The 23,389-nt window shown below is 61.8% G+C and carries 28 protein-coding genes, 1 tRNA gene and 1 pseudogene; 13 read left to right on the forward strand and 17 right to left on the reverse strand.

What is annotated here, in order from left to right:
• The 8 genes from HHL08_RS25355 to HHL08_RS25955 all read left to right on the forward strand — a co-directional run.
• Positions 1 to 620: hypothetical protein (locus HHL08_RS25355; RefSeq protein WP_206377919.1), on the forward strand; the 620-nt coding region annotated here is incomplete at its 5' end.
• On the forward strand, positions 620 to 3,121 hold the full coding sequence (locus HHL08_RS15900) for a hypothetical protein (RefSeq protein WP_169574052.1): 2,502 nt from the start codon (positions 620 to 622) through the stop codon (positions 3,119 to 3,121). The genes HHL08_RS25355 and HHL08_RS15900, both read left to right, overlap by 1 nt.
• Before the next feature lie 11 nt (positions 3,122 to 3,132).
• The gene (locus HHL08_RS15905) at positions 3,133 to 4,461 is read left to right on the forward strand and encodes an SGNH/GDSL hydrolase family protein (protein WP_169574053.1); all 1,329 of its coding nucleotides are present in this window, start codon (positions 3,133 to 3,135) and stop codon (positions 4,459 to 4,461) included.
• An 11-nt stretch (positions 4,462 to 4,472) separates the two neighbouring features.
• A complete protein-coding gene (locus HHL08_RS15910) occupies positions 4,473 to 5,375 on the forward strand; it encodes a hypothetical protein (protein WP_169574054.1) in 903 nt (300 codons plus the stop codon).
• 173 nt (positions 5,376 to 5,548) lie between these two features.
• Positions 5,549 to 5,905: a hypothetical protein gene (locus HHL08_RS15915; RefSeq protein WP_169574055.1), complete on the forward strand. Its 357-nt coding sequence runs from the start codon at positions 5,549 to 5,551 to the stop codon at positions 5,903 to 5,905.
• The gene (locus HHL08_RS25655; protein WP_169574056.1) at positions 5,902 to 6,483 is read left to right on the forward strand and encodes a glycoside hydrolase family 19 protein; all 582 of its coding nucleotides are present in this window, start codon (positions 5,902 to 5,904) and stop codon (positions 6,481 to 6,483) included. Before HHL08_RS15915 ends, HHL08_RS25655 begins: the two co-directional genes overlap by 4 nt.
• Positions 6,480 to 6,782, forward strand: a complete 303-nt coding sequence (locus HHL08_RS15925) for a hypothetical protein (protein ID WP_169574057.1) — start codon at positions 6,480 to 6,482, stop codon at positions 6,780 to 6,782. The genes HHL08_RS25655 and HHL08_RS15925 overlap by 4 nt, the downstream gene beginning before the upstream one ends.
• Before the next feature lie 85 nt (positions 6,783 to 6,867).
• A complete protein-coding gene (locus tag HHL08_RS25955) occupies positions 6,868 to 7,002 on the forward strand; it encodes a hypothetical protein (RefSeq protein ID WP_268932720.1) in 135 nt (44 codons plus the stop codon).
• A 503-nt stretch (positions 7,003 to 7,505) separates the two neighbouring features.
• Here the strand turns inward: HHL08_RS25955 and HHL08_RS15930 are convergent.
• The 9 genes from HHL08_RS15930 to HHL08_RS15970 all read right to left on the reverse strand — a co-directional run bounded on the left by HHL08_RS15930 (position 7,506) and on the right by HHL08_RS15970 (position 11,092).
• Complete coding sequence (locus HHL08_RS15930; protein ID WP_169574058.1) at positions 7,506 to 7,655, reverse strand: hypothetical protein; 150 nt, start codon at positions 7,653 to 7,655, stop codon at positions 7,506 to 7,508.
• A gap of 172 nt (positions 7,656 to 7,827) precedes the next feature.
• Positions 7,828 to 8,211 carry a thermonuclease family protein gene (locus tag HHL08_RS15935; RefSeq protein ID WP_169574059.1) on the reverse strand — a complete coding sequence of 128 codons (384 nt, stop codon included), beginning with the start codon at positions 8,209 to 8,211 and terminating at the stop codon, positions 7,828 to 7,830.
• Positions 8,211 to 8,498 (reverse strand): hypothetical protein, encoded by a 288-nt coding sequence (locus tag HHL08_RS15940; RefSeq protein ID WP_169574060.1) that lies wholly within the window; start codon positions 8,496 to 8,498, stop codon positions 8,211 to 8,213. The genes HHL08_RS15935 and HHL08_RS15940 overlap by 1 nt, the downstream gene beginning before the upstream one ends.
• A 180-nt stretch (positions 8,499 to 8,678) precedes the next feature.
• Complete coding sequence (locus HHL08_RS15945) at positions 8,679 to 8,846, reverse strand: hypothetical protein (RefSeq protein ID WP_169574061.1); 168 nt, start codon at positions 8,844 to 8,846, stop codon at positions 8,679 to 8,681.
• Positions 8,846 to 9,565: a hypothetical protein gene (locus HHL08_RS15950; RefSeq protein WP_169574062.1), complete on the reverse strand. Its 720-nt coding sequence runs from the start codon at positions 9,563 to 9,565 to the stop codon at positions 8,846 to 8,848. Before HHL08_RS15950 ends, HHL08_RS15945 begins: the two co-directional genes overlap by 1 nt.
• Complete coding sequence (locus HHL08_RS15955) at positions 9,562 to 9,909, reverse strand: hypothetical protein (protein WP_169574063.1); 348 nt, start codon at positions 9,907 to 9,909, stop codon at positions 9,562 to 9,564. Before HHL08_RS15955 ends, HHL08_RS15950 begins: the two co-directional genes overlap by 4 nt.
• Positions 9,910 to 9,995: 86 nt before the next feature.
• Complete coding sequence (locus tag HHL08_RS15960) at positions 9,996 to 10,280, reverse strand: hypothetical protein (RefSeq protein ID WP_169574064.1); 285 nt, start codon at positions 10,278 to 10,280, stop codon at positions 9,996 to 9,998.
• A 202-nt stretch (positions 10,281 to 10,482) separates the two neighbouring features.
• A complete protein-coding gene (locus tag HHL08_RS25960) occupies positions 10,483 to 10,866 on the reverse strand; it encodes a GIY-YIG nuclease family protein (protein WP_169574065.1) in 384 nt (127 codons plus the stop codon).
• A gap of 151 nt (positions 10,867 to 11,017) precedes the next feature.
• Positions 11,018 to 11,092: transfer RNA gene (locus HHL08_RS15970), tRNA-Val, on the reverse strand.
• A 136-nt stretch (positions 11,093 to 11,228) separates the two neighbouring features.
• Here HHL08_RS15970 and HHL08_RS15975 point away from each other — a divergent pair.
• Positions 11,229 to 11,357: an entericidin A/B family lipoprotein gene (locus tag HHL08_RS15975; RefSeq protein WP_169574155.1), complete on the forward strand. Its 129-nt coding sequence runs from the start codon at positions 11,229 to 11,231 to the stop codon at positions 11,355 to 11,357.
• A 4-nt stretch (positions 11,358 to 11,361) separates the two neighbouring features.
• Here the strand turns inward: HHL08_RS15975 and HHL08_RS15980 are convergent, their stop codons facing one another.
• Positions 11,362 to 11,550, reverse strand: a complete 189-nt coding sequence (locus tag HHL08_RS15980) for a hypothetical protein (RefSeq protein ID WP_088182131.1) — start codon at positions 11,548 to 11,550, stop codon at positions 11,362 to 11,364.
• A 177-nt stretch (positions 11,551 to 11,727) separates the two neighbouring features.
• On the opposite strand from HHL08_RS15980, the gene hslV reads away from it, so the two are divergent.
• Both hslV and hslU read left to right on the forward strand, forming a co-directional pair.
• Positions 11,728 to 12,294, forward strand: coding sequence for an ATP-dependent protease subunit HslV (gene hslV / locus HHL08_RS15985; RefSeq protein WP_169574066.1), 567 nt, complete (start codon positions 11,728 to 11,730; stop codon positions 12,292 to 12,294).
• 156 nt (positions 12,295 to 12,450) lie between these two features.
• Entirely contained in the window at positions 12,451 to 13,752 is a 1,302-nt protein-coding gene (gene hslU / locus HHL08_RS15990; protein ID WP_169574067.1) for an ATP-dependent protease ATPase subunit HslU, read from the forward strand.
• A gap of 35 nt (positions 13,753 to 13,787) precedes the next feature.
• Here the strand turns inward: hslU and proS are convergent, their stop codons facing one another.
• The 3 genes from proS to phaR all read right to left on the reverse strand — a co-directional run bounded on the left by proS (position 13,788) and on the right by phaR (position 16,525).
• Positions 13,788 to 15,314: a proline--tRNA ligase gene (gene proS / locus HHL08_RS15995; protein ID WP_169574068.1), complete on the reverse strand. Its 1,527-nt coding sequence runs from the start codon at positions 15,312 to 15,314 to the stop codon at positions 13,788 to 13,790.
• Positions 15,315 to 15,565: 251 nt separating this feature from the next.
• Positions 15,566 to 15,907, reverse strand: coding sequence for a hypothetical protein (locus tag HHL08_RS16000; protein WP_169574069.1), 342 nt, complete (start codon positions 15,905 to 15,907; stop codon positions 15,566 to 15,568).
• A gap of 3 nt (positions 15,908 to 15,910) precedes the next feature.
• Positions 15,911 to 16,525, reverse strand: a complete 615-nt coding sequence (phaR, locus tag HHL08_RS16005; protein WP_169574070.1) for a polyhydroxyalkanoate synthesis repressor PhaR — start codon at positions 16,523 to 16,525, stop codon at positions 15,911 to 15,913.
• Between phaR and HHL08_RS16010 the strand changes: the two genes are divergently transcribed.
• Positions 16,524 to 17,612: an alpha/beta hydrolase gene (locus HHL08_RS16010; protein ID WP_169574071.1), complete on the forward strand. Its 1,089-nt coding sequence runs from the start codon at positions 16,524 to 16,526 to the stop codon at positions 17,610 to 17,612. The genes phaR and HHL08_RS16010 overlap by 2 nt on opposite strands.
• A 47-nt stretch (positions 17,613 to 17,659) precedes the next feature.
• Positions 17,660 to 18,832, forward strand: a complete 1,173-nt coding sequence (locus tag HHL08_RS16015; protein WP_169574072.1) for an acetyl-CoA C-acetyltransferase — start codon at positions 17,660 to 17,662, stop codon at positions 18,830 to 18,832.
• A gap of 55 nt (positions 18,833 to 18,887) precedes the next feature.
• On the opposite strand, the gene HHL08_RS16020 is transcribed toward HHL08_RS16015, so the two are convergent.
• The 4 genes and pseudogenes from HHL08_RS16020 to HHL08_RS16035 form a co-directional block, all read right to left on the reverse strand.
• The gene (locus HHL08_RS16020; protein WP_169574073.1) at positions 18,888 to 19,037 is read right to left on the reverse strand and encodes a DUF2256 domain-containing protein; all 150 of its coding nucleotides are present in this window, start codon (positions 19,035 to 19,037) and stop codon (positions 18,888 to 18,890) included.
• 14 nt (positions 19,038 to 19,051) lie between these two features.
• A pseudogene (locus HHL08_RS16025) lies at positions 19,052 to 20,640 on the reverse strand (MFS transporter).
• 81 nt (positions 20,641 to 20,721) lie between these two features.
• Positions 20,722 to 21,093, reverse strand: coding sequence for a tRNA-binding protein (locus tag HHL08_RS16030; protein ID WP_169574074.1), 372 nt, complete (start codon positions 21,091 to 21,093; stop codon positions 20,722 to 20,724).
• 97 nt (positions 21,094 to 21,190) lie between these two features.
• Positions 21,191 to 23,191 carry an acetyl-CoA carboxylase biotin carboxylase subunit gene (locus HHL08_RS16035; RefSeq protein ID WP_169574075.1) on the reverse strand — a complete coding sequence of 667 codons (2,001 nt, stop codon included), beginning with the start codon at positions 23,189 to 23,191 and terminating at the stop codon, positions 21,191 to 21,193.
• Between the last annotated feature and the right edge of the window lie 198 nt (positions 23,192 to 23,389).

Below are 23,389 nucleotides of genomic sequence, written 5' to 3' on the forward strand. Positions count from 1 at the left end.
TCGATCAATTCTTTCCGCGTTGCCATGCTCATCTTCCTCATCGTTCCCTCCCGACCGTTGCCGGGAGCATTCTAGATGAGGCAACGGCCTGTCACTCAGGAGCAAAAAGGGTGAGGCAATGCGCATGGCGGGCAGCGCGCGCGATGCTTGAGGGCGGGACTGTCCCCGTAATTTTCCCGATTTGCGACGCTCGACATCAACCCGTCGCGGGAACCTATCGCGTTACACATAGCGACGACACGCCATTCTCTGACGACAGCCTCTATTCCGGCGGCGATTGCACCGTAGCCGCCGCTGCGGACGTCGCCTTGCGCGGCACCGCCATGACGCTGGCCATCACCACACTCGGCAAGCCTCTCATTGGCGGCGAGCGGTTCAGCATCAAGCACCCGGTATGGGGCGACCGGCTTTACGAGATCAAGACCGTCGTCGGCAACGAGATCACGTTCCGTCCGCCGCTGCGCGAAGCAGTGACCGCCGGGACTGAAATCAACTTCTCCGCCCCACGCTGCGTGATGCGCCTGGCCGCAGACAGCGACATGGCAGCGCCGCTCAATGGGCCGCGCGCAGCAACCGGGTCGATCACCCTTATCGAAGATTTCACGGGGAGTTACACCTGATGGGCGCGGTTCAGGACGCTATCAATCTGGCATGGCGCGATTTCGTCACCGAGGGTGTCCCAGCGTCTGGCCCGAATGAGCCGCGCAAGGTGGAAATTCGCGCTGTCGGTGCCGTGATCGAGCAGTTTCTCGCCGTCGCTGGCATCGACAAAATCTACGAAACCACCGCCGCAGGCATAGCAGCCACCACCAGCGGCGACCTGTTTCTGGTAAAAGGAACCGGCGACAGCTTCGCGGATCTCTATAAGAACGCGAGCGGTTCGGCGGTCTATCAAGACATTAGTCTTCCCAGCACGGCTGGCATAGACCAACGTCTCCTCTCCGCCACCCGCACCGTCCAGACCTTCGCCGACCGCGACGCCATCCCCTCTGGCGACCGCTACGACGGGATGCAGGTCAAGGTCGCGGCGGCTGATCAATGGTTCCAGTGGGACGATGCGGTCAACGACTGGAAAACGCCGCTCGAATTTGTCGAGAACACGGTCGCTTTCGAAACGCCGCCGATCATCGACCGGGGCTATCTCTATTTCCCCTCGTTCCGGCTGCTGCGCTACCGCCAGAATGGCTATGGCGATTTCTACTCGCCCGCCGCTGGCGCGCTGTTCGCAGGGCAGGAAGTCAGCGCCACCTCCGAAATACGCCGCCACGTCTTTGATGGTGGCATTTATGCCGAGGAACTCGACGGCATCGGTTCGCCAACCGACGCGCAGAAAGCTGCCGCTGCACAGGCCGCGCTGGTCATAGTGGATGGCAATGACACTCCGCTGGTCGATACCGACACACAGGTCATTCTGGCGGTCACGGCGGGTGGCAAGATCGTTGACAGCAAGGGTTGGACCTTTGTGGGCGACGTTCCGGGCGGGGCGGTTGTCAACCAGTTCCGCTATGGCAAAGAGGTGGACGAGACGCCTTTTGTCTACCCCGGCGATGTTGCCGCGACGATCACCGATACCAATCTTGTGGCGCTCGGCTTCACGCGCGGCATTCGGGGCGAGGCCAACAGCATTGTCGCGGCTGGCGGTTATCTGGACGAAAACCCCAAGGCGGGCGATTTCATCTGCGCCCGCTTCTACCTGCATACATCTGTGTCGGGCCAGTTCGGTCAGCCGCGCGTCTATCTCTACGAGAGTGAGCCGACCGCCGATTATGTGGTGCCGACGTTGCTGCGCGTGATCAGCAGCACGGTTCGCGAATATTTCTACGCTGGCCGTATTGCCGATGCCGACCGCCTCAAATGGGCTGTGGGAACCGATAATAGCGCCAACGCCTCCATTGTCACGATCGCGGGCATCCAGTTCCACGTAGGTCCTGACCCGGCCTACTGGATCGGCAGCAACGACTATCCCAGCCCGCCTGGATGGGGCAGCGGGTCCGATCCGCTCTTGTCGGATGAGTTGTTTCTCGTGTCCGACCGACCCACGCCATTTTTCCCGGCGAACGGGCTGGCCAAGCGGTCGCTGCCTGCGATTGCCGAATTGTCGGCCTCCCCTGCGATTGATCCGCCTGTGCCGCCCTATTTCGACAGTGGGCGCGCGTCGGACCTGTTCTGGCTCGATCCCACCGCATTGGGCGACAACCTCAAAATCTCCATGCGCGCCGACGATGCCCCGCATATCGTTTCGACGCGCACGGTCGCGATCAATACGCGCGCAGTGCCGCTTGCCAGCCCGGTCAGCATCAATTGCGCCTATTTCGGGGACAGTCTGTCCAACGACAATTTCAGCCCTGACTTGAAGGCGCTGCTGGCCGCATGGAATGTGGACATCAATTTCCACGGCACGCTGGCAAACAATGCCGGAGAGACGGCGGAAGGGCGCGGCGGCTGGTCACTGGCCAACTATATCGGCACGCGGCAGGGCAGCGCATGGTCAAGCGTCGTGGCCGCTGGATCGCCCGCGACAACGGCCTATCTGGCCGGGGACTACACCGCCAGGCTGAACGCGCAGCCGTTTCTCAACAACGGGTCCAGCGGTTCTGCCGCGCCGGTGATTTCAGGCGGCCCTGCGAATGGCTATCGCTTCGATCTGGTGAACTATCGCACGCGCTTTGCCCTGCCGACGATCGATATTGTGTTGCTCAATATCTGGTCGAACGACATGAATCTCGTGCCAGCCTCGGATGGGCTGGCCGATGTTGTGGCGCTGTATCCCGTCATGTTGGCCGAAATCCGTCGCGCATGGCCAAGCGCCAAAATATTGTGCTGGGCGTCTGCGCCGGGCTTCGTGAACAATGCCGAACTGCGCTGGCGCGAACGTCGCCCGGCGCTGGAGGCTATTCTCAGCGCGATCCGCGAACAGCAGGATTGGGGCGATACCAGCCTGCATTTTGCCAGCGCATGGATGCACCACACAGTGCGCAGCGCATTCGACCTGTCCACCGGCACCACGGACGATGCGTCCAGCGTCAACAGGGCCACCGTGGCGGACGATATCCATACATCGCGACCCGCAGACGCGCAGGCCCATGAGGCCGTCGCCGCTGCCATCGTCAACATCATTTAAGGGGCTGATCCATGGCATTTGATAAAACTGCGCGGGATGGAATTTCGGTGGTTTCCCAGCAGATGCAAGACAGTGCCAATCGCACTGTCTTCGAAACCTTGTCACCACAAGGCGAAATGCCAATCATCAGCGGCGACCGTCGCCGTGTCGCTGGCATACCTTTAACCGCCGCAGGTGTTCGCTATTTTGAAACACTATCCAGCAGGCGACCTATCCTGCTTGATGATGCAGGTCATGTCCTGATCGACCAGCCTGGCCATGCCCTATCTCCACCTGCATTGACCGGCCCAAACTATCGCCCCGATCGCTTGCGCAAAACAAGTATCGCTTTGGGTGGCATCGAAGCGGGTGCGACTGGCTACAGGCTCAATATCACGTTGTTTGGCGATAGTTGGGTGGACACATCCAACTATTGGCTGCGCACGGCGCTGGCTACCCTGCGGACACGCTATGGCGACGGCGGTATCGGCTATGTCGATTTTGGGTCTCCCGATTTCCTGCGCCCGGAGATCAGCAAGACGGTTTCGGGATGGACGGTATACGACACGATTTCCAGCGGCGTGCCGATCGTCGGCCCCGCGCTATACATGCGCTCCGGCAGCGTCGGTGCATCTTTGACACTGACCTGCACCGATGGCCCTATCCCAACTAGCCCCCGGCTGATTTTTGAGGGCACTGACGATGGTGTCATGAGCTATGCCTGGAACGGTGGGGCACCTACGTCGATCAATGTGCAAGGTGCGTCAATGGGTTCGGTCAGCCTTGGCTCTCCACCGTCAGCGCGCAATTGGACCTTGGCCCTTGCCGTCACTGCCGGGACGGCGCGTATCGCGGGCGTAACCATGTCCAGCGCCGCCGATGGCGTGACGATAAACAAGGTCGGCAACAACGGGACGCGCTCAATCGACTGGAGCGCGGCGGACGCGGCAAAGTGGATAGCAGGCATCGCGGCAATCCCGACAGACCTAGCTGTGATCCTGCTTGGCACCAACGACGTGCGCGATGCGGTGAGCGCTGCGACCTATGCCGCCAACCTCAAGGAGATCGTGCGTCGTATCCGTCTAGCGCATCCGGCTACGGCTAATCTGCCCGGCCCGGACATCCTGCTTGTCGTGCCGCCGGAAGTTTATAGGACGACCGGCCGGACCCCCATGAAACCGTATCTCGCGGCTGTACTTGCATCAGCCGATGCGCTGGATGTTGCCGTCCTCGATCTGACTGAGAGCTTGGGCGATCCGTACACCCGGCGCGACTGGTTCGACACTGACGGCGTCCACACGCAACCCGCGACCGCTGGACAGATTATCGCCCGGCGCGTCGTTAAAACCCTGACAGCTTGAGAGGTCATAAAATGTCCAGCAAATATGCATATCCGGCGCTTTACACATCCCTTGAAGATGACACGGCCTCAGCGCCGCTGCGCGATGATCTGCTGATCGGCGCCAATGGTGGCGTGGCGTGGCTGTTCGATCTGTCATTCCCCTACAGCTATCCAGGCGGTCCTTATTCGGGTCGCCCGGACGCTGGCGCGCCTCTTGCTGGTGCGCAAGTCGCGGACATTGCCGGTGGCGCGGCTGGCTCTGTTTCCGTGTCAGCGCCCGGTGCGATCCAGTATGCCGGGGGTGGGTTTGACTTGAGCGCAGCTGCTGGTCGCAACAATTGTGTGCGCGGTCCTGCTGGCTGTCTCGATGGGATATACGATGATGGGCAGCAATTCATGGTTGTGGGCTATTATCGTCTGCCCGCTGAGGCCGACTGGTATGCTGACAGTGGCGTGATGCCCATTTTCGCCACCAACGAGCACACGGGTGGCTATCCCTCAGCAGTCGATATGCTGACTATAGCGGCCACAAGTGGCGGTGGGCTGTCTGCGCGCCGCCAAACTAATGGTGGCTCTACGGCCGCCACAGCCTCGCTGACCATCACGTCCGGCCATTTCGGCAAGGTTGCGCAGATCGGTTGTTATCGCAATGCCGCAGGTTTCCAGCTGCAACTGCGCACGTCGTTGGGGATTTTGCTTTCCAGTCTCCAGGCAACAGGGTCTAACAACAGCGGCGATTTTTCTTCGTTGCAGCCGCAGTGGGGAATTACACAATCTTTGTGGGACTTTGGCGGCAAGCCATCACTGGCAAATTTCCGGGAACAGCGGGTATACCGGGGCTGGATTGAAAACCTTGTCGTTTCGGCGCGCGATCCGTTGGCCGTTCTGGATGCTGATTGGACGCGCGTCATGGCCCGTGGGGATTTCACGTGATTGCCGCACATGGGCCATCTAATGCTACCCAACAGATGATGCTCATAATCGGCGCTATCGGCTGGTCGCTGGTCGCGATCTGTGCGTGGGTGCTGTATCGTCGCCGCCGCGACGCTGAAAGCATGACATGACCGACGAACCAACCACCGCGCAATGGCTGTCGGGAGGTGGCAATGACTGACCTCGATTCTGCATCCATGATCATCGGCGAACTCAAGGGCCAATTTGCGGCGCTTGAAAAGTATATTCACGCCAGATTCCACGACCAACAGCAGCAGGCGCAGGTGCAATACGGCTATCTCGAAACGATCCTGCGCGAATTGAAAAGTCTGCGCGAGGCAGACCGCCAAACCAGCATCGAGAGCCACGACGAACTGGAGCAGCGCATCGCCGCGCTGGAGGCTGTGAACACCAAACGCGACGGGCTTTTGGGCGGACTGGACTGGTTTCTGAAATCGCCCGTTGTGGGCTGGATTGTCGGCGCTGGCACGGCCGCGTGGGCGCTTATTACAGGGAGGCTGCATCTGTGACCTGGCAAACCAACCTACAGGGCCGTATCGGCGTCGCCCAAGATGGCGCGTTCGGCGTGAAGTCGTTCACCACCCTGTTCCAAAAGCTGGGCGCTTCGAAGGATCGAGCGGAAGAACTGGCGATAGGCGCAGCGGTCCATCTGCCTGCCTATGGTATCATGGACAGCGCGCAACGGCTCGCCCACTTCCTCGCCCAGGTCGGCCATGAAAGCGGTTCTTTCAAATATATGGAAGAGATCGCGAGCGGGTCCGCGTATGAGGGACGCGCCAATCTTGGCAATACGCAGCTAGGCGACGGCGTGCGATTCAAGGGCCGCGGGCCTATCCAGATCACCGGGCGCGCGAATTATCGCTTCTTCGGCCGGCAGATTGGCATCGATCTGGAGCGCCGCCCTGAGATTGCTGCATATCCGTCGATCGGGATGCATCTGGCCTGCGCCTACTGGTCCAACCGCAATCTGAACGGATTGGCCGACAAGGATTTGCTGGAGGACATTACCCGCAAGATCAACGGCGGCCTCAATGGGTTGGCCGATCGCAAGTCGCGGCTGGTGGCGATGAAGGGGTTAGTGGCATGAAACCCTGGGTCACAATCAAATTCGTCACCCCGCGCGATGGCCGCGGCTGGATTGGCCTCGGCTGCTTTGCGCTGGTCGTGTTCATTCTCGGCATGGTCGCCGCCGATAAGACAATCCTCGAAAGCGACGCTTTCCTGATCCTCGCCACAGCGCTGATCGTGACAGGCTGGGTCAACGGCCCGGTTGGCTGGGCCTATCAGGCGACCAAGGGCGGCGGGGAATTGGCCGATCGCAATGCGGCGCTGGTCCAGCGGCAGGCCGAGGCGTCGCCGCCGATATCGGAGGAACCAAAGCCATGACCCTCACCGATATCATGGCCGCCTTCTGGCTGACGATCGCAATCATCGGTTTCGGCGCGTGCATCCTGACGCGGGAGGCGATGCGATGATCCGCCTCCTCCCCTTACTCCTGCTCACTGGCTGCGCCACCATCCAGTCCTACGCCACCTGCGACAACGCCCAGCGCGCCATCATCCGCGCTCAGCAGGCGGTGGAGCGGGTTTGTCCGATAGCGCGCTGATCGGTATTCCGCCCAGCATCCCTAGCCGCCCAAATCTCACGCCTCTCGTAGCTTTCGAGATGGCGGTATACGCCAAAGAGATACATAAATCTGACCCAGCCTTCGCACCCATCGGTGAACCGGCAAGGGCTGCGGCGATCGATCAGGCTGTAGTTCTCATCCACCTTGGCGGCGAGCGCCTGCAAGTCGATGTCCTTGTGGCCGTCGCATGTCCAACAGATCGCGCGGACATGACACGCGGGTTCGGCCGCCATTGCGTGGACGGTTTGGACCCATGACGGGAGGTTACCGGGAGATTTTGCGCCCATGGTCCCTGTTCGCGTATTGTTCGCGAGTCGGTCAAGGCTATAGCGCCCGCCTTCGACATCCAGATCGCGACGAAGCATGAACCAATAATCACCTGAACAGCCCAACCACAAACGCCCCCGCCGCGGCCAGCATCAACAGCGCGATCGCAACCGCCTCGATCTTGAAAGCCAAGGTCGGCGGCTCATCGTCTCGCATCAGAAATCGACGTTCCGCAGCTCCATCATGCCCAGCGCCAATTCCTCGCGGCGGGTGGGATGCTCTGAATCCGGCGCGTCCATCCAGACCTTGATCAGGTCTTCATCGCTCAAGGTCGCCAGCTCGGCTTCGATTTCGTCGTCGGTCATGGGATCATGGTCATCTTCGTTCGCGAGTCGGTCAAGGGGTGCGGGTGACGGCGTTACCTGCGACTTTCGCCCAATGGGGATACCGTCACCCTTCGATTTCCGTCCCGTTAGGAAGCTGTGAAACCGCTGTGAGAAGTCCCCTTCTACCACACCCGCGACTCGCCGGGAAGCGTCAGTTTGCAGCCCCACACTCTCGCGTCAGCCTGCGTCCGCTGTCCCACTTCGCGACATATCGCGCCGCCCCCGCCCGCAACTGCTCGCACGCCACATTGCGCCCACCCGAATAGACCTGGGCCACGGTGCGCCCATAGCGGTCGCGCGTAAATGGCGCGATCGTCACGCCGCCGCGGATTAGCTTGGCAAGGTTGGCCTTGCTCTTGTGTGGGTTGCCAGGAACGCAGGCGCGTCCCTTGCGGCAATGTCCCGGCATTTCCGGGGCGTCGATGCCCAGCAGGCGGACACGTCCGATCTCGGAGCAGCGCAGCGTGTCGCCGTCGATCGCCACGCATTGGGTTGCCGGCGTCCAGATCGATAGCAGGAGAGCAACAAGGATCATCACCCCTGCCCCTTCATGACGCGGATGGCGGCGGCGATTTGTGTTCGAGCAGACGACAGGCCGTCAGGGACGCCGGACGACAAAGGTCCAGATAGCCCACATGCGTCCACCACATTCGCGCACCTTTCCCGCTCGTCCTTGCGCGCCTCGGATTCGAAGCGGGCGAATATCTGCAACCCAGATACAGCATCCCACTCTCCTGCTAAAATGCGTTGGCGGTCAAAGGCTTGTGGATTAAACAGTTGAATGTAAGCCTCCCGCGCCCTCTCGCTCGGCTCAATCGTCATGGCTGGTGTCCTCCATTTTTGGCCACGGACTTGGGGCACAACGGACATGATCGGGTGAAGCGTTCATCCATGTCCATGTGCGATGGCATTTGACGCAAGAAAAACCAGAACGCGCTCCGTCTATCCAGGGCAGTTTCTTGTGTCGTCCGTCCTCTGTCATGGGGCATAAAACCTCCCCGCTCATTGTCCCGATCCTTGCTGGAGGGCTGACTTGATCTCGCAGACTTTTTTCAGGAGCGCTTCGGTCCTGTTGCGCCCGTTGAAGGTTGAGGCATCCATAGCATTGCGGCTCCGAGTATAGGCGTCATCAGCCCGCCAAAGCTGCTCGCGCAAATCCTGCCGGTCCATCACTTATCCCCCTCGTCCAGAGCGGCGGGCGGGGTGGAGCGTGATACGATGTTGGCCACGTGCTTAAGCGCGTTTTCGGCGCTGTAGGCGGCATTGTCCGATACCTCACCTTCCCACCATGCCGTTTTCCATGATCCCCACGGCGCGAAATAGTTGTCCACGAATTTGCGGACTTGCTCGCTCAAAGCCTCCCGCACATCGGCATGGGCGGCGGGGGATAGGGATGCGATCGATTGGCGGCGATGCTGAGCGAGCAACTGGACAAGCTGATGGTCGTCGCAAGTGCCACTCGCAATTCGTCGCGCTTCATCTGGTGAGACAAGGTCTAGAGCAGCCTGCCGATCAGCCTCTATTACTTCCCCCACACCCGCCTTTTCCTCTGCGGCTGGGAGCGGGAGGGTGCGGATTGCGTCGATGATGTTGCAAATCTCCGAATATTCATCCGGGTTGCGCCTATGGACGCCGCGAAGTCGCTCTAAGATATCCTCCCGCATAGCCACCACCTCCCCGGCCTTTGCGTTTTCTGCGGGTTGGGCGAGGGCGGCGGTGGCGGCGCGCAACTGGTCCATGCTGATCGTTTGCGATTTGCCGTCGCATCCAGAGAATAGAACGATGTTCTCCGCGCCGCTCGGTGCTTCTGAAAGGATCGCATCTGCCAGCGCCGCAAACGGCTGCAGCGCGCTCCGCAAATCCTGCGCGGGGGTGGGTTCGGTGGTCATCTCGAATAGCTCCCTGAATGGCCGCGCTCACCATATTTGGCGCGGCGGGTTTTCCATGCTTGTTTGCGGATCTCAGATATTGAGCGAGCGGGCGTGTCGGGCAGTTTGATCTCGAAAACGTAATGGCCACCACGACGCCAGCTAAGCATGTGTTGCCTCAGATCGACGCGGCGGTTGACGAAGGCGATGATCGATTCCGCGCCAGACCATCCACCGGTGCTGAAATCGATCAGTATGACCGGCTTGCCAGTGATGCCCTTGCCCTTCCGAATCCGGCAGGAGCAGCACATATGCTCGGCAGCGCGCGGCAATTCACGCAAGAGCCATTCGCCGGCCTTCTTCATGTCGAGCGCAACCGCCTCCCATTCGATAAAATCCTCATCGACCGGATAGCATTCCTCGTATTCTATTTCGGGCCATCCCTCCCCGCTCACGACGCTTGGCCGTGTGAGAGGCGGGTGGCATCATAGGCTTCGCGCTCTTTACGGGCGTAGTAAGACTGCCGCAGATGGCGGGCCATTTGCTCCCACACCTCCGCGTTGATTAAGCACTTCGCCTGCATGATGGCGTTGTCCACATAATCAGGGCGATCCTTCCAGCCATCCAGTAGCGGGCCGCGGTAGTTTTTTGACATAAGGTCGCAAAACTCTGCTTCTGACCATGCCCACGCCTCCCGCTGCTCAAGATCGTCGGGCCTTTCCGGATAGTGGGGCATCAGTATCCCACCGCCGCTTGCGCCTTAGCGTCGTCATCTGGGTGTATAAATGCCCCCTGCCCGCCCGGCGCAGTTCGGCACCTCACGCCCGCAGATTTGAACACGCTGGCGTTTTCTGCGTACCAGAGCCAGCGAACGCCTTTGATCGTGCGATAGCATTCTGCGCCGTCCTTCACCCCCGATGCGTTTTTGCTCCAGCCAGTCATATGATGCTCACTCCATCATGTGCGCGGGTGGTGGTGGGGCGGGGAGGATTTAGGCGGGCGATCTCGGCAAGGATGTCGGGGTGGCGGACGAACCATTCGCCGTGGAGGCGGTGGGCGGCGAAGCGGGAGTGATAAAGCATCTCCGCGAACATGCCGCCATCGACCGCGGCCAGCAGTCTCAAGTCCTGCTTAGACTTGGTACGCAACTCCCGCAGGCGTCGCCCAACATCGCAAGTCGCGCCGATCTTGATCGGGCCATCGTCAGCGGCGGCAAAATAGACTGCTCGCTTATAGCTGGTGCGCGGCGTCGATTTGCAGGAATTGCGAGCGGCTGCCAGTTGTTCATCGGTGAGCCTGTGGCTTGCCCTCACATCACCCACGATTCGCCTCCCCGATTAGGAGGCGGCTATCGCTGTACCGTGATTGTACGAACAAACCGCGCGAATCGAAGTTTGTTCGCGTGCTGTTCTGCGATTTGGGGAACGGGCCGAAATTCGGCTGCCCATTAACCCTTGGATTATCAAGAGAAAATGGTGGGCGCGGCAGGGATTGAACCTGCGACCCCACCCGTGTGAAGGGTGTGCTCTACCACTGAGCTACGCGCCCCCTGTAAGGAGGAGGCGGCCTTTGGCATCGGTCGCGTGCCCTGTCAATATCGGGGGATCGATTTGACGCAAAAGCGTTTCCGCCCGGCCGCATCGCCCTCTATAAGGGACCGTGGAAATTAAGGAGCCCAGCCTTGATGTCAAAATCTCTCGCCCTGCTGATCGCAAGCCTGCTGCTCACGACACTGGCCGCCTGCAATACGGTGCAAGGCGTAGGCCGGGATATCGAATCGGTGGGACGCGCCGGCAAGGACGCGATGCACTGAGGGATTATTGGAGGATGCGGCTCATCGCGGTCATATTCTTGCGCAGGCGCACGCCATCGCAATCCGGCTCGCCACATTCGCACGCTTCGATGGTATAACGCACACCACACATCACCAGCACGTCATGATCGAACGAATAGTTGGAAATGCCCGCGCGCTCGACCTTTTCCTGTGCTCTGGCCTTGAGAGTCATGCATGTCCTCCCCGTCATGATGTGGGATGTCGATAATTCATGTTGCGATGCACAATGTCAATTGATCGACATTTGTTCCTCTCGTGCTTTTAACAATATTGTCGCTGAAATGACACGCTTCGCCCCATCGCCGCCGGCGACTTGCACGCGACGGCGCAGCCTCCCATATGCCGGCTCATGAACGACCAACGCAGCTCCTCCATGCCCGTCTGGCATGGCACCACCATCATGTCCGTCCGCAAGAATGGAAAGGTCGTCGTCGCTGGCGATGGCCAGGTTTCCATGGGCCAGACCGTGATGAAGCCCAACGCCCGCAAGGTCCGTCGCCTGCACGACGGCAGCGTCATCGGCGGCTTCGCCGGGGCCACCGCCGACGCCTTCACCTTGTTCGAACGGCTCGAAGCCAAGCTGGAGCGGTTCAACGGCCAGTTGATGCGCGCCGCCGTGGAATTGGCCAAGGACTGGCGCACGGACAAATATCTGCGCAATTTAGAAGCGATGATGATCGTCGCGGACAAGGATGTGACACTGATCCTGACCGGCAATGGTGACGTGCTGGAGCCGCTGCACGGCGTCGCCGCCATCGGTTCGGGCGGCAATTACGCCCTCGCCGCCGCCCGCGCGCTGATGGAATATGAGGAAGACGCCGAAACCCTGTCCCGCAAAGCGATGGCCGTCGCGGCCGACATCTGCGTCTACACCAACGACCAGCTGACGATCGAAACGCTGGATAGCGTCGCCTGACCCCATCTTCCCCTCTCCCGCCTTCGCGGGAGAGGCCGGGTGAGGGTCTTTCTTAAAAGAAGAGACCCTCACCGACTTCGCCTAGATCGCTTTGCGATCAAGTCTCCGTAGCCTCTCCCGTGAAGACGGGAGAGGACAAGAAGAGATCGAACACAGATGAACGACAACCTGACCCCCAAAGCCATCGTCGCCGCCCTCGACGCGCATATCATCGGCCAGCAGGACGCCAAGCGCGCCGTGGCCGTCGCGCTGCGCAACCGCTGGCGGCGACAGCACCTGCCCGCCGATCTACGTGACGAGGTGACGCCCAAGAACATATTGATGATCGGCCCGACCGGCTGCGGCAAGACGGAGATCAGCCGCCGCCTGGCCAAGCTGGCCGACGCTCCCTTCGTCAAGGTCGAAGCCACCAAGTTCACCGAGGTCGGCTATGTCGGACGCGACGTCGAACAGATCATCCGCGACCTGGTCGAGGAAGCGGTGCGCCTGGAGAAGGACCGCCGCCGCGAAGCCGTGCGCGAAGCCGCCTCCGAAGCCGCCATGGCCCGCCTGCTCGACGCGCTGACCGGCAAGGAAGCCAGCGAGGCGACCCGCCTCTCCTTCCGCCAGAAGATCGAAAACGACCAGATGAACGAGGTCGAGGTCGAGGTGGAAGTCGCCGATACTCCGTCGATGCCGATGGAAATCCCCGGCATGGGTGGCCAGGTCGGCATGATCAACCTGTCCGACATGATGTCCAAGGCATTCGGCCAGCAACAGAAGAAGCGCCGCAAGATGCGCGTCGCCGAAGCCTGGGACAAGCTGGTCGAGGAGGAGCAGGACAAACGCCTGGACCAGGACGACGTCGCCCGCGTCGCCATCACCAGCGCCGAACAGAATGGCATCGTCTTCCTCGACGAGATCGACAAGATCGCGGTCAGCGACGTGCGCGGCGGTTCCGTCAGCCGCGAAGGCGTGCAGCGCGACCTGCTACCCCTGATCGAGGGCACGACGGTTTCGACCAAATATGGCCCGCTCAAGACCGACCATATCCTCTTCATCGCGTCCGGCGCCTTCCACGTCGCCAAGCCCAGCGACCTGCTGCCCGAACTCCAGGGCCGCCTGCCGATCCGCGTCGAACTGAAGGCGCTGACCGAGGAAGATTTCGTCGCGATCCTCTCCGACACCAAGGCCAGCCTGGTGGCACAATATCGCGCGCTGCTGGCGACCGAGGAAGTGACGATCGACCTCACCCCGGACGGTATCCGCGCGGTGGCGAAAATCGCCGCCGACGTGAACAGCGAGATCGAGAATATCGGCGCTCGCCGTCTCCAGACGGTGATGGAGAAACTGCTGGAGGATGTCAGCTTCCATGCGGAGGATCGTCGGGGCGAAACCCTGCTGATCGACGCCGCCTATGTCAGCAAGCAGCTGAGCGAGATCGCGCATGACACGGATCTGAGCAAATATGTGCTTTAACTTAACTTGCTCCCCTCCCTTCAGGGAGGGGAGTTTTAGTAACTCCGTCCCACCAGCACTCGCTCCACCGCCACGCCGCCGGTGAAGATGCACACGCCATCCGCTGATTCCGCATCCAATGGCACATTGCGCAGCGTCAGCTTCTCACCCTTGAGCCACTGCACCACCTTGTCCAGTTCCGCGCCGGTCGGCTTGGCCCATTGCACCAGCGCCCAGCCCGGCTTGGCGCTGGCGTTGAAATAGGCTTTCAGCGCATCGAGATCGCCGATCGAGCGATCGATGCTGCTATCCAGACGCGCCTTGGCATCCGCGAACAGCGACGCCTGGATATCCTCCAGCATCGCAGTCGCACCAGTCACGAAATCGCCCTTCGCGACGATCTGGCTGTCGAGCTTGCCATCTTCGCGATACAGGCAATCGCGGCGAATGACCGACACATTGCCGCCCGCGACATCGCGGCCGCCCACTTCGATCACGATCGGCGCGCCCTTCTTGACCCAGCCCCAACGCTTTGTCGCCGCCTTGGCCGGGCGTTTGTCGAGCAGCGCGCGCACGGGTTCGCGGAACACGTCCAGCCCGTTCAACTGTGTCACCAGATCAGTGCAATAATCGACGATCGCGGCATCCTCGTCATTGTCGCGCAGCATCGGCACGACGACGACCTGATAGGGCGCGACACGCGGCGGCACGCGCAGGCCGTCGTCGTCGCCATGGACCATGATCAGGCCGCCGATCATCCGGGTGGACATGCCCCAGCTTGTCGTCTGCGCCAGTTCCTGTTGCCCTTCGGCATTCTGGAACTTGATATTCTGCGCCTGGCTGAAGGTCGTGCCCAGGAAATGCGAGGTGCCCGCCTGCAATGCCTTGCCGTCCTGCATCATCGCCTCGATCGAATAGGTGGCGACGGCACCGGGGAAGCGTTCATTCTCCGGCTTCTCGCCAGCGACCACCGGCATGGCGACGCAATCTTCCGCAAAGCTGCGATAGACCTCCAGCATCTTCATCGTTTCTTCCATCGCCTCATCGACGGTGGCGTGCGCGGTATGGCCTTCCTGCCAGAGAAATTCGGTGGTGCGCAGGAACATGCGGGTGCGCATTTCCCAGCGCACGACATTGGCCCACTGGTTGATCAGCACCGGCAGGTCGCGCCAGCTCTGCACCCAGCGACTGAACGCCGCGCCGATCACCGTTTCGGACGTCGGCCGCACGACCAGCGGCTCTTCCAGCTTCGCTTCGGGGTCCGGCACCAGCTTGCCGTCCTTCTGGATCAGCCGGTGATGGGTGACGACCGCCATTTCCTTGGCGAAGCCATCGACATGCTCGGCTTCCTTCTCGAAATAAGAGAGCGGGATGAACAGCGGGAAATAGCAATTTTCATGCCCCGTCGCCTTGATCCGCGCGTCGAGCAGCGTCTGGATGCGCTCCCATATGCCATAGCCCCAGGGACGGATGACCATGCAACCGCGCACGCCGCTTTCCTCGGCCAGGTCGGCCTCCGAAATGACGGCCTGATACCAGGCGGAAAAATCCTGCGCGCGGGTGACGGAAAGGGCGTGTTTCACGGGATCGAACCTTGGCTAAGTCGGGAAGAAAGAAAGGCGCGCCATAGGCCAGAGCCGCCATGCCTGTCGACCCCTGATGCCGAAGCAACAGGTCGCTTAGAGAAGGATGGATTTACTTTAACCCGTTCGTTTCGAGCGAAGCCTGTCCTGAGCCTGCCGAAGGGTCATGAAGCAGTTAGCGCCATGCCCACGTTTCTCGACTTCGCGCGAAACGAACGGAACAAGGTGGATCGACCTAACGTCGTCAGGCCCTAGTCGGCCGCGCCCATCTCTTCCAGCCAGGCCTTAGCCTGCTTGGGTTCGCCCACCGCATCGGCAGCCGCCGGACCGCGCGCCGCCATGAAACGCTGGTGCAGCGCAAACGGCTCCAGCCCAAGCGTATCGCGCATCCCGTCAATCTCGCTCGCCAGATCATCCAGCGCCGCGATGACGGGCGCGATACGGGCGCGCGCGACCTTGTCTTTCTGATGGTCGAACAGGCCCCATTGCCCGCCCGCCGCCACGCGCAGTGCCGCGATCAACGCCTCGCGATACTCCGCCTCCACCTCTTCCCGGCGGACGTCGAGCCGCTCCAGACGATCCGCCTTAGCCATCGATCAGGTCAGCTTGTCGATCTTGGCGTTGAGCGCCGCAAGTTGCGCCTTCAGGTCGCTGATCTCATCATCCTTGCTGTCGTCGGTCGCTGCGGCTGCGGCTGGCGGCGTCATCCCAGGAATACCCGGCATCCCAGGGATAATTGGCATACCCGGCATACCCGGCACGCCATTGCCGAAGGCGCTGGCCGCCGCCTCAAACATTTGCAGGTTGCGCTTGGCGATGTCGGCCAGTGGCCCGCCGCCGAACGCGCCCTTCATCGCTTCCTGAAACTGTTGCTGGTTCTTGCGGAATGCGTCCATCGACGCCTCCAGATATTGCGGCACCATCGATTGCATCGAATCGCCGTACATGGAAATCAGCTGACGCAGGAAATTGACCGGCAGCATGTTCTTCCCGCGCTGTTCTTCTTCCATGATGATCTGGGTCAGGACATTATGGGTGATGTCCTCGCCGCTCTTGGCGTCGACCACTGTGAACTCGCGCCCCTCGCGCGTCATCTGCGACAAAAGGTCCAGCGTGATATAACTCGAAGTTTCGGTATTATAGAGCCGCCGATTGGCGTACTTCTTGATAATGACCGGCTCCGATTCATTAGCGGTCTTAGATTTGGCCATGGATTCCTCTCCCATACCTGAACATCTCGCAGTAGCACAGGGCGATGCCGCACCGCAACATGGGCCGCGACCTTTACCCCTTTTTCTCAATATTTTATGGCGCGAAACGGAGGACGATCACGAACTTCGCCGCCGCGCCTTCACGGGGCTGCGCAAATATCAGGACGCGGTCCGTCCCCCCGCTCCGCCGCCCGCGCGTTGCGTTGCCACCGCCGGCCCTGCACGGCTGCTGCAACATGGTGCCGAAAACGGCCGTTCCCCGGTGGTTTTCATCCCCTCGCTGATCAATCCGCCGCGCGTGCTCGACCTGTCGGTAAGCCGATCTTTGCTGCGCCACATGGCTGCAGCAGGGCATGACGCGCATCTGGTCGATTGGGGGGCGCCAAGCCCGCAGGATGCGGCGCTCGGCCTCGATGGTCATGTCACCGATCGGTTGCTGCCATTGCTCGCCGCGCTGCCCCGTCCGCCGATCCTGGTCGGCTATTGCCTGGGCGGCAGCCTGGCGCTCGGCGCAGCAACCATGGCCGCCTTTCCCGCCGTCGCGACCATCGCCGCGCCCTGGCGGTTCGATGCCTTCCCCGCCGCCGATCTGCAACTGATCGGGGGATTATGGAACGGCGCGCGGGCCATGAGCGAACGGATCGGCTATGTCCCCATGGAGGTGCTGCAATCGGGCTTCTGGGCGATGGACCCGGCCCGCACCATCCGTAAATATGCCGCCTTCGCCGACATGGAAGCGGGGTCGGATGCCGAACGCGGCTTCCTGGCGGTGGAGGATTGGGCCAATGCGGGCGCGCCGCTGACCTATGCTGCGGGACGCGACCTGTTCGACAATTTCTACGCCGGCAATATCAGCGGCCGGGGCCAATGGCGCATTGATGGCCGCACCGTAGACCCTGCCGCGATCGACGGCCCAACCCTGTCGATCGTGTCCACCAGCGACCGCATCGTGCCCGCCGCTGCCGGCCCTCGCTTGCGCGAAGAACGCAGCCTTTCGCTCGGCCATGTCGGCATGGTGGTGGGCGGCCGCGCCCGCGAAACGCTATGGGAACCGTTGTCCCATTGGCTTTCCAGCCAAGGCGGTTGATGCTATTGCGCCTGCGAAAACAACCACTGGAATCGAGGATCAGGCCTTTGTCAGACATCGTCATTACCGCCGCAAAGCGCACCGCCGTCGGCAGCTTCATGGGTGCGTTCGGCTCGACCCCCGCGCATGAACTGGGTCGCCAGGCGATCATCGCCGCGCTCGCGCAGGCCGGCGTCGCCCCCGATGAAGTGGACGAAGTGATACTGGGTCAGGTCTTGTCCGCTGGCCAGGGGCAGAACCCTGCGCGTCAGGCCGCCGTCAACGCCGGCATCCCGGTCGAACGCACCGCCATCGGCCTCAACCAGCTCTGCGGTTCTGGCCTGCGCGCCGTCGCGCTTGCGGCGCAGGCGATCCGCGCCGGCGACGCCAACATCATGGTCGCGGGTGGCCAGGAAAGCATGTCGCTCGCCCCCCACGCACAATATCTGCGCGCTGGCAGCAAGATGGGCAATGTCAGCCTGATCGACACGATGATCCATGACGGCCTGACCGACGCCTTCAACAATTATCATATGGGCATCACCGCCGAAAATCTGGCGGAAAAATACCAGATCAGCCGCGAAGCGCAGGACATCTTCGCCGTCGCCAGCCAGAACAAGGCCGAAGCCGCGCGCGCATCGGGCCGCTTCGCCGACGAGATCGTGCCGGTCACGATCAAAGGGCGCAAGGGCGACACCATCGTCGATGCCGACGAATATATCCGCGCCGGTGCCACCATCGAAGCGATGGAAAAGCTGAAACCTGCCTTCAAGAAGGACGGCACCGTCACCGCCGCCAACGCCAGCGGCCTGAATGACGGTGCCGCCGCACTGGTGCTGATGACGGCCGATGCCGCCGCCAAGCGCGGCGCGACGATCCTTGGCCGTATCGCGGGCTTTGCGACCTGCGGCGTCGATCCCTCGATCATGGGCATCGGCCCGGCCCCGGCCAGCCGCAAGGCGCTGGAAAAGGCCGGCTGGTCGATCGCCGACCTCGACCTGATCGAAGCGAATGAAGCCTTCGCCGCGCAGGCGCTGGCCGTGGGCAAGGAACTGGGCTTCGATCCCGAAAAGCTCAACGTCAATGGCGGCGCGATCGCCATCGGCCATCCGATCGGCGCGTCGGGCGCGCGCGTGCTGACCACTTTGCTCTACGAAATGGCCAAGCGCGACGCCAAGAAGGGCCTTGCGACCCTGTGCATAGGTGGCGGCATGGGCGTCGCCATGTGCATCGAACGCTGATCGCCTGACTTGCCAAAAGGCCGTCGCTCCCACCGGAGCGGCGGCCTTTTTCGCGTCAGCCCTTCTTGGCCCCGGCCCGGCATCGGTCGGAACAATAGAGGACATTGTCCCAGTCCCGTTCCCACTTCTTGCGCCAGGCAAAAGGACGCTGGCACGTCGGGCAGGTCTTGGTCGGCAGATTCCGTTTGGCGACCCCGTTTGGCATATGATCAAATCCCTTCAGGCGTCGAGCGATCGATCCTTCGTCTCGGGCAAAGCAACCAGGCAAGTGACCAGCGCCAGCGCCACGATCGCCAGCGTATACCACAGCCCGGCATAGGGATTGCCCGTCCGCGCGACGATATACTGGCTGACCAGCGGCAGGAACCCGCCGAAATAGCCGGTCCCGATATGATAGGGGATCGACAACGAGCTATAGCGGATGCGCGCCGGGAAATATTCCGACAGCAACGCTGCCACCGGCCCATAGGTCGCCCCCGACAACGTCCACAGCAGCAGCAGCGCGGCGAACACCATCATCGCGCGCGGCCAGTCGGGCGTCACCGCGCCGAAATCATACCCCCGCGCGCCCAGCGCCGCGTCCAGCCCTTTCGCGCTCAGATCGCTGACCGCAACACCGCCGATCGCCACAGCCGGCACCACGCCGTCCCGCTTGTCATAAGGAATGCCGCGCTTGGAAAAATGGTCGAGCAGCTTGCCGCACGCGGTCGGCTGTACCTTGGCGAAGGGATCGAACCGGCAATCGGGACCGCTCACCACCACCGGCGCGCGCTGCGCCGCCTGCGTCAGCGCCGGGTTCGCGGTCGCACCCATGAACTGATAGAGCGGCAGCGCCAGCAGCAGCACCAGCGCATAGCCGATCACGATCGGCTTCTTCCGCCCGATCCGGTCGGACAGCCAGCCGAAGAAGATGAACGCGCCCATCCCGATGAAGGCGCTGCCCCCGACCAGCAATTGCGCCACGCCGGCCGCCACATGCAGCCCGTTCTGCAGGAAATAGAGCGCCTGGAACATCACGGTATAGGCGATGACGGTAAAGCCCGCCGCGATGCCGATCATCGCGACGAACATCCGCTTCTTGTTGCCTGGCGCGGTGAAGGCCTCCTTGATCGGGTTCTTCGCCTGCGCGCCCGCTTTCTTCATCGCCAGGAACACCGGGCTTTCGCGCAGCATCAACCGCATCCACAGCGAAATCGCCAGCAGCGCCAGCGACAGGATGAATGGAATGCGCCAGCCCCATGCCTCCCACACCGCCTTGCCAACAATCGCCTGCGTGCCCACCACGACGATCAGCGACAGGATGAACCCGCCGATCACGCCCGCCTGGATGAAACTGGTATAAAAGCCGCGTTTCCCGGCGGCGCATGTTCGGCGACATAGATCGCCGCCCCGCCATATTCTCCGCCCAGCGCCAGCCCCTGCGCGATCCGCAGGCCGATCAGGATGATCGGCGCGGCTATCCCGATGCTGGCGGCGGACGGCGTCAAACCGACCCCGGCGGTCGCCAGGCCCATCAGCACGATGGTCGCCAGAAACGTATATTTGCGCCCCAGCCGATCGCCCAGATAGCCGAACAGCACCGCCCCGATCGGCCGGAACGCAAAACCGATGGCGAAGCCCGCCAACGTATAGAGCAGTTCGACGGTCGGATTGTCGGTGGGAAAAAAGGTCCGCCCGATGATCGGCGCCAGCACGCCATAGATATAGAAATCATACCATTCGAACACGGTGCCGAGCGCCGACGCGGTAATGACCAGCCGGTCCCGCTTCGCATCCATCACATAATCGTTGCCGACCGTTTCGCTCATCCTACCCCCTGAAGACCCGTTGGCGTTGCTTATGGAGAAGAGACTATCTGTTCGACAAGCGCATGATGAACGGTGCAGGCATTAAAACAGCCGCGATCCATTCGGCACCGGCCTGTCCGGCGCGAACAGCATCACCGCGCCGGCTTCGTCGGCAAAGCCCAGCGTCAGCACTTCCGACATGAACTTGCCGATCTGGCGCGGCGGGAAATTCACCACGGCGGCGACCTGCCGACCCGGCAAATCCTCCAGCGCGTGGTTTTCGGTGATCTGCGCGCTGGACCGCTTCTGGCCGATCGCCGGACCGAAATCGATCAGCAGCTTATAGGCCGGCTTTCGGGCCTCCGGGTAAGGCTCCGCCGAAACGATCGTGCCCACCCGAATATCGACCTTCAGGAAATCGTCGAAGCTGATGGTGTCGGCCACGGCCGCAGCGGGATCATGGGTCAAGTGCATGACCGCTGCATAACAGAGCCACGTTTCCCCGCGAAGGCGGGAATCCAGTTCTACCGTCTGAAGTGGATTCCCGCCTTCGCGGGAAAACGCAACCTCCTCACTCCATCTCCAATATAACCGCGTCCACCGCCAGGCTCTCGCCCTGCGTAGCCGACACGCTCTTGACGGTGCCCGCCTTTTGCGCGCGCAGGATATTTTCCATCTTCATCGCCTCGATCACGGCGAGCGGCTGCCCGGCCTCGACCTTGTCGCCCGCCGCCACATGTAACGCGACTAGCAGGCCCGGCATCGGGCAGATCAGGAAGCGCGACAGGTCGGGCGGGATCTTGTCGATCATATGCTGCGCGTGCGGCGCAGCATGGGCAGGCAGGATACGCAGTTTGTGGCTGGCCCCATGCGCCGTCAGCAGGAAACCCGACCGCACCGGCGCGATCCGCACCGCCAACTCGTCTTCGCCAAACTCCGCCTCGATCAGCCGGTCGCCAGGCGTATATTCCAGCGCCATGTCGATCTCTTCGCCATCCACGCTGACCTCGTCGCCATCAATCACGACGTCATGGACCGCGTCCCCGATCTTGACCTGCCAGCCGGTCGGCGGGGCGAGCCGCTTGCCCAACTGCCCGTCGATCCGCCGCGCCCGGTCGGCCTGCGCCATCGCCGCGAACGCGCCGATCGCCGACAGCCGCTGGAGCAATTCGGGCGACGCGGGCGCACCCTGAAACCCGTCGGGATATTCCTCCGCGATGAAGCCCGTCGTGATGTTGCCCGACCGGAACCGCTCATGCTGCATCAGCGCCGACACGAAATCGATATTATGCCCCGGCCCTTCGATCTCGAACTTGTCGAGCGCCTCGATCTGCTTGTCGATCGCCTCCAGCCGCGTCGGCGCCCAGGTGATGAGCTTGGCGATCATCGGATCGTAGAACATGGACACTTCGCCGCCCTCCTCCACGCCGTCATCCACGCGGATCAGCGCGCCGCTCTCGTCCGCGCCGGTTTCGGGCGGATTGTAGCGGATCAGGCGGCCGGTCGACGGCAGGAAGCCGCGATAGGGGTCTTCGGCGTAAACGCGATTCTCGATCGCCCAGCCGTTGATCTTGACGTCATCCTGGGTGAAGCTCAACTTCTCGCCGTTGGCGACGCGGATCATCTGCTCGACCAGGTCGACGCCGGTGATCTCCTCGGTGACGGGATGCTCGACCTGGAGCCGCGTGTTCATTTCCAGGAAGTAGAAGCCCTCCCCGGTCGTATCCGCACCCGACACGATCAGTTCGACCGTGCCGGCGCTGAAATAGCCGACAGCCGCGGCCAGCGCGACGCACTGCTCGCCCATGGCCTTCCGCATCTTGGGCGTAACGAAGGGCGACGGCGCTTCCTCGACCACCTTCTGATGGCGGCGCTGGATCGAACATTCGCGTTCGTTCAGATAGACGATATTGCCATGCTGATCGCCCAATATCTGGATTTCGATATGGCGCGGGCTTTCGATGAACTTCTCGATGAACACGCGGTCGTCGCCGAAGCTGGCCAGCCCCTCACGCTTGGTCGCCTCGAAGCCTTCGCGAACATCCTGCTCGCTATAGGCCAGCCGCATCCCCTTGCCGCCGCCGCCCGCCGACGCCTTCATCATCACCGGATAGCCGATCTCGTTGGAGATTTTGACGGCATGTTCGGTGTCGTCAATCACGCCGACGAAACCGGGAACGACATTGACGCCGGCTTCGAGGGCGAGTTTCTTGGACTCGATCTTGTCGCCCATCGCCGCGATCGCATTGGCGGGCGGCCCGACGAAGATGATGCCCTCGGCGTCCAGCGCCTTGCGGAAGCTTTCGCGCTCCGACAGGAAACCATAGCCCGGATGCACCGCATCCGCGCCGGTCTGCTTGCAGGCTTCGATGATCTTGTCGGCGATCAGATAGGACTGCGCGGCGGGCGAAGGGCCGATATGCACCGCCTCATCCGCCATCAGCACATGCGGTGCGCGCGCATCGGCATCGGAATAGACCGCAACGGTCTTGATGCCCATCTTCTTGGCCGTACGCATTACACGACACGCAATTTCGCCACGGTTCGCGATCAGGATCTTGGTGATTGCCATTTTATTCCCTGTCCCAGTCCAAATTTCTAATCCCGTTCGGGCTGAGCGAAGTCGAAGCCTTCTCCTGAGCGGAGCGAAGGCACTTCACTTCGTTCAGTGGAGCCCTTCAACTTCGCTCAGGGCGAACGGGGTATTTCTTAATCGCCGTGCATGAACATGCCCGACTGCAACATTATCCAACCAAGGCCGACAAGCACG

This window comes from Sphingobium psychrophilum (assembly GCF_012927105.1).
GTDB classification, from domain to species: Bacteria; Pseudomonadota; Alphaproteobacteria; order Sphingomonadales; family Sphingomonadaceae; genus Sphingobium; species Sphingobium psychrophilum.

Excerpts from the sequence above, each read along its gene's own strand:
- HHL08_RS15930 (WP_169574058.1), bottom strand. The coding sequence starts at position 7,655 with ATGACCGACGACGAAATCGAAGCCGAGCTGGCGACCTTGAGCGATGAA.
- HHL08_RS15925 (WP_169574057.1), top strand. The coding sequence starts at position 6,480 with ATGAAACCCTGGGTCACAATCAAATTCGTCACCCCGCGCGATGGCCGC.
- HHL08_RS15975 (WP_169574155.1), top strand. The coding sequence starts at position 11,229 with ATGTCAAAATCTCTCGCCCTGCTGATCGCAAGCCTGCTGCTCACGACA.
- hslU (WP_169574067.1), top strand. The coding sequence starts at position 12,451 with ATGAACGACAACCTGACCCCCAAAGCCATCGTCGCCGCCCTCGACGCG.
- HHL08_RS15960 (WP_169574064.1), bottom strand. The coding sequence starts at position 10,280 with ATGCCCCACTATCCGGAAAGGCCCGACGATCTTGAGCAGCGGGAGGCG.
- HHL08_RS15905 (WP_169574053.1), top strand. The coding sequence starts at position 3,133 with ATGGCATTTGATAAAACTGCGCGGGATGGAATTTCGGTGGTTTCCCAG.
- HHL08_RS16020 (WP_169574073.1), bottom strand. The coding sequence starts at position 19,037 with ATGCCAAACGGGGTCGCCAAACGGAATCTGCCGACCAAGACCTGCCCG.
- HHL08_RS15955 (WP_169574063.1), bottom strand. The coding sequence starts at position 9,909 with ATGAAGAAGGCCGGCGAATGGCTCTTGCGTGAATTGCCGCGCGCTGCC.
- HHL08_RS15945 (WP_169574061.1), bottom strand. The coding sequence starts at position 8,846 with ATGGACCGGCAGGATTTGCGCGAGCAGCTTTGGCGGGCTGATGACGCC.
- HHL08_RS15950 (WP_169574062.1), bottom strand. The coding sequence starts at position 9,565 with ATGACCACCGAACCCACCCCCGCGCAGGATTTGCGGAGCGCGCTGCAG.
- HHL08_RS16030 (WP_169574074.1), bottom strand. The coding sequence starts at position 21,093 with ATGCACTTGACCCATGATCCCGCTGCGGCCGTGGCCGACACCATCAGC.
- HHL08_RS15915 (WP_169574055.1), top strand. The coding sequence starts at position 5,549 with ATGACTGACCTCGATTCTGCATCCATGATCATCGGCGAACTCAAGGGC.
- HHL08_RS15935 (WP_169574059.1), bottom strand. The coding sequence starts at position 8,211 with ATGATCCTTGTTGCTCTCCTGCTATCGATCTGGACGCCGGCAACCCAA.
- HHL08_RS16000 (WP_169574069.1), bottom strand. The coding sequence starts at position 15,907 with ATGGCTAAGGCGGATCGTCTGGAGCGGCTCGACGTCCGCCGGGAAGAG.
- HHL08_RS25955 (WP_268932720.1), top strand. The coding sequence starts at position 6,868 with ATGATCCGCCTCCTCCCCTTACTCCTGCTCACTGGCTGCGCCACCATC.
- HHL08_RS15900 (WP_169574052.1), top strand. The coding sequence starts at position 620 with ATGGGCGCGGTTCAGGACGCTATCAATCTGGCATGGCGCGATTTCGTC.
- HHL08_RS16010 (WP_169574071.1), top strand. The coding sequence starts at position 16,524 with ATGGATTCCTCTCCCATACCTGAACATCTCGCAGTAGCACAGGGCGAT.
- HHL08_RS15980 (WP_088182131.1), bottom strand. The coding sequence starts at position 11,550 with ATGACTCTCAAGGCCAGAGCACAGGAAAAGGTCGAGCGCGCGGGCATT.
- HHL08_RS15910 (WP_169574054.1), top strand. The coding sequence starts at position 4,473 with ATGTCCAGCAAATATGCATATCCGGCGCTTTACACATCCCTTGAAGAT.
- HHL08_RS15940 (WP_169574060.1), bottom strand. The coding sequence starts at position 8,498 with ATGACGATTGAGCCGAGCGAGAGGGCGCGGGAGGCTTACATTCAACTG.
- hslV (WP_169574066.1), top strand. The coding sequence starts at position 11,728 with ATGAACGACCAACGCAGCTCCTCCATGCCCGTCTGGCATGGCACCACC.
- HHL08_RS16035 (WP_169574075.1), bottom strand. The coding sequence starts at position 23,191 with ATGGCAATCACCAAGATCCTGATCGCGAACCGTGGCGAAATTGCGTGT.
- phaR (WP_169574070.1), bottom strand. The coding sequence starts at position 16,525 with ATGGCCAAATCTAAGACCGCTAATGAATCGGAGCCGGTCATTATCAAG.